This is a genomic window from Nocardioides sp. (assembly GCF_031422975.1).
GTDB lineage: Bacteria > Actinomycetota > Actinomycetes > Propionibacteriales > Nocardioidaceae > Nocardioides.
In genome coordinates this window covers 1-3,541 of record NZ_JANPEO010000165.1, presented here as the reverse complement: position 1 = coordinate 3,541, position 3,541 = coordinate 1, and the positions used below count along the sequence as shown (strand labels likewise).

Genomic DNA, 3,541 nt, shown 5'->3' with positions numbered 1-3,541 from the left:
TTCACTCGGCCATGCGGCGAAACTCGATGTGCTCGCCACGAGCGGCGAAACGCCGGCACGCTGCCCGCAGGTCCGCCTCGTCGTCGCTGTCGACGAGGTAGAAGCCGACGATCTGCTCGGCCGTCTCGGCGAACGGGCCTTCGGTCACCGCTGCCTCGCCGGCGGTGCCGGGTCGCATCGAGGTGGCATCAGCCGACGGCTCGAGCGGACCGGCGGTGACCATCGTGTGGCCACCCGCCTTCAGGTCCTCGTGGAACTGACCGTGCGATCGCATCCCCAACTCATGCTCGGACGTGGGCAGCTCGGCCCATTCCGCCTCGGGTGCCGGCAGCAGAATCAGGTATCGGCTCATCGAGTAACTCCTCTTGGATGGGTCGGCCGTGGTTACGACCTCATCACCATGACGGATGGAAGTCGAGCGAATCGACAGGTGGCCGCGAGTTCTTCTCGACGCGCGCATCCTTCAACGACAAGATGGCGCCATGGCACCGGACTCTCGCGCAGGAACCCTCGCCCAGCCCTCCGACCTGGTGGACGTCGCCCACCTCGTCAGGGCCTACTACACCGGAGAGCCCGACCCGGAGAACGTCGACCAGCAGGTCGCCTTCGGCACCAGCGGGCACCGCGGGTCGAGCCTCAAGACGTCCTTCAACGACACGCACATCGCGGCCACCACCCAGGCGATCTGCGACTACCGCCGGGAGCAGGGGTATGACGGCCCGCTCTTCATGGGTCGCGACACGCACGCGCTGTCCGAGCCCGCGTGGGCGACCGCGCTGGAGGTGCTGGCGGCCAACGATGTGACCGTGCTGGTGGACGACCGAGACGGCTACACGCCCACGCCAGCGGTGTCGCACGCGATCATCCGCGCCAACGGTGGACGCTCCACCGGCGCCGGGCTCGCCGACGGCATCGTCGTCACCCCCTCGCACAACCCGCCCGCCGACGGTGGCTTCAAGTACAACCCGCCGCACGGCGGACCGGCGGACACCGACGCCACCAGCGTGATTGCCGCGCGCGCCAACGCGCTGATCGCGGACGGGATGCAGGGCGTACGTCGCATCCCGTTCGCGCGAGCGAGGGCGAGCGCCGGCAGCTACGACTTCATGGGCACCTACGTCGACGACCTGCCCGCGGTCGTCGACCTGGCGCTCATCAAGGCGGCCGGAGTCCGGATCGGCGCCGACCCGCTGGGCGGGGCGAGCGTCGCCTACTGGGGCGAGATCGCCGACCGGCACGGACTCGACCTGACCGTCGTCAACCCGCTGGTCGACTCGACCTTCCGCTTCATGACGCTCGACTGGGACGAGAAGATCCGGATGGACTGCTCGTCGCCTTCGGCCATGGCCTCGCTGATCTCCCGCAAGGACGACTACGACATCGCGACCGGGAACGACGCGGACGCCGACCGGCACGGGATCGTGACGCCGGACGCAGGTCTGATGAATCCCAACCACTTCCTCGCCGTCGCCATCGGCTATCTCTTCGGCGGCAACCGGTCGGGTTGGCCCGACGCCGCCCGCATCGGCAAGACCCTGGTGTCGAGCTCGATGATCGACCGGGTCGCGGCCGGGCTCGCGAAGCCGCTCGTGGAGGTCCCCGTGGGCTTCAAGTGGTTCGTGCCCGGGCTGATCGACGGCTCCTTCGGGTTCGGTGGCGAGGAGTCGGCCGGGGCGTCGTTCCTGCGGATGGACGGCACCACCTGGACCACCGACAAGGACGGGCTGATCCTGTGCCTGCTCGCCTCGGAGATCCTCGCGAGGACCGGCCTGTCCCCGAGCCAGCACTACACCGCGCTCGTCACCGAGCACGGCGACCCGGCCTACGCACGCGTGGATGCGCCGGCGAACCGCGAGCAGAAGGCCAAGCTGGCCGCGCTCTCGCCCGATGACGTCACGGCCACCTCACTGGCGGGGGAGGAGATCACCGCGCGGCTCACCGAGGCGCCCGGCAACGGCGCGAAGATCGGCGGGCTCAAGGTGACCACCGAGTCGGCGTGGTTCGCTGCTCGGCCGAGCGGCACCGAGGACGTCTACAAGATCTACGCCGAGTCCTTCCGTGGCCCCGAGCACCTGGCCCAGGTGCAGGCCGAGGCGCGCGAGGTCGTGTCCGCCGCGCTGGGCTGACGTCAGCGCGGCTGCCAGCGGTACTCGACCTCGGGACGTCCCGAGCCGCCGTAGCGCGGCGTGCGCGTCACCAGGTCGGACTCGGCGAGGTGCTCGAGGTAGCGGCGGGCCGTGACCCGAGAGGATCCGACGGCGTTCGCCACCTCCGTTGCCGACAGTGCGGCGGCGGAGCCGCGCAGGACCCCGGTCACCGCGCGCAGTGACTCGGCGCTCATCCCCTTGGGCAGCGGGGCGGTCGCTGCCGACGGTCGCAGGGCGCCCAGGAGCTGGTCCACCTCCTCCTGCACGACGTCGTCGGCCGCTCCCGCGAGGCCGGTGCGGTAGTCGGCGTACTGCTCCAGCTTGGCTCGGAACGTCGCGAACGAGAACGGCTTCAGCAGGTAGAGCACCACGCCCTGCGCGACCGCGTGGCGCACGACCTCGGCATCCCTGGCCGACGTCACCGCGATCACGTCGCACAGGTGACCCGCGGCGCGCAGTCGTTGCAGCAGGCCGAGGCCGTGTCCGTCCGGGAGATGCATGTCCAGCAGCACCAGCCCGATCGTCGGATCGGCCGTCAGCAGGCGCATCGCCTCGGCGGCCGACCGGGCCACGCCGGCCATCTCGAAGCCGTCGAGGCGCCCGATGTAGGCACTGTGGGCCTCCGCCGCGATCGCCTCGTCCTCCACGACCAGCACCCGGACCGTCACGTGGGCGCCCCCACGGTGACCTCGACCTCGGCGCCGCCCAGGGGCGAGCGTCCGATGCGTACGCTGCCGCCGTTGCGTCGGGCCGTCTGGCTCACCAGCGCCAACCCCACCCCGCGTCCGACCCCGGCCGCCTTGGTCGACCAGCCGTGTTCGAGGACGTGCTCGTGGTCCTCCTCCGGGATGCCCGGCCCGTTGTCGCCCACCCGGAGGCGGAGAAGGCTGGCATTCCAGGTCACGGTCACGTCCACGCGCGGCCCGACCGCGCCGGAGGCGGCGTCGAGCGCGTTGTCGACGAGGTTGCCTGCCAGCGTCACCACGTCACGGGGCTCGATCCGGCACCGGGACGCACCCACCTCGCCATCGATGGTCAAGACGATGCCACGCTCGGAGGCCTGTGCCGTCTTGCCGAGCAGGAGGGCGGCCAGCACGGGATCCCCGATCGCGCCGACGACCCGGTCCGCGAGTCGTTGGGCGACCTGGAGCTCCTCCGTGGCGAACGCCACCGCGTCCTCCGGCCGGCCCATCTCGATCAGAGACACCACCGTGTGCAGGCGGTTGGCGGACTCGTGGTTCTGGGCGCGGAGCGCGTCGGTGAGGCCTCGCACCACGTCGAGCTCGCCGGTGACGGCCTGGAGCTCCGTGCGGTCACGCAGGGTGACGACGGCACCGACCTCGCGCCCATTCGAGAGCGCGGGCGCGGAGCTCACCACCAGCACGTGCTGGCCG

Annotated in this window: 4 protein-coding genes; 1 reads left to right on the top strand and 3 read right to left on the bottom strand. The window is 71.0% G+C overall.

The annotated features are described in order from the left end of the window. Position 1: 1 nt before the first annotated feature. Entirely contained in the window at positions 2–352 is a 351-nt protein-coding gene (locus RMO85_RS05145) for a YciI family protein (RefSeq protein ID WP_310526940.1), read from the bottom strand. Between the two features lie 130 nt (positions 353–482). Here RMO85_RS05145 and pgm point away from each other — a divergent pair, with 130 nt between their 5' ends. Continuing rightward, entirely contained in the window at positions 483–2,126 is a 1,644-nt protein-coding gene (gene pgm / locus RMO85_RS05140; protein WP_310526939.1) for a phosphoglucomutase (alpha-D-glucose-1,6-bisphosphate-dependent), read from the top strand. Between the two features lie 2 nt (positions 2,127–2,128). On the opposite strand, the gene RMO85_RS05135 is transcribed toward pgm, so the two are convergent. Further along, on the bottom strand, positions 2,129–2,815 hold the full coding sequence (locus RMO85_RS05135) for a response regulator (RefSeq protein ID WP_310526935.1): 687 nt from the start codon (positions 2,813–2,815) through the stop codon (positions 2,129–2,131). Next, on the bottom strand, positions 2,812–3,541 hold a 730-nt coding region (locus tag RMO85_RS05130; protein ID WP_310526932.1), incomplete at its 5' end, for an ATP-binding protein. The genes RMO85_RS05135 and RMO85_RS05130, both read right to left, overlap by 4 nt.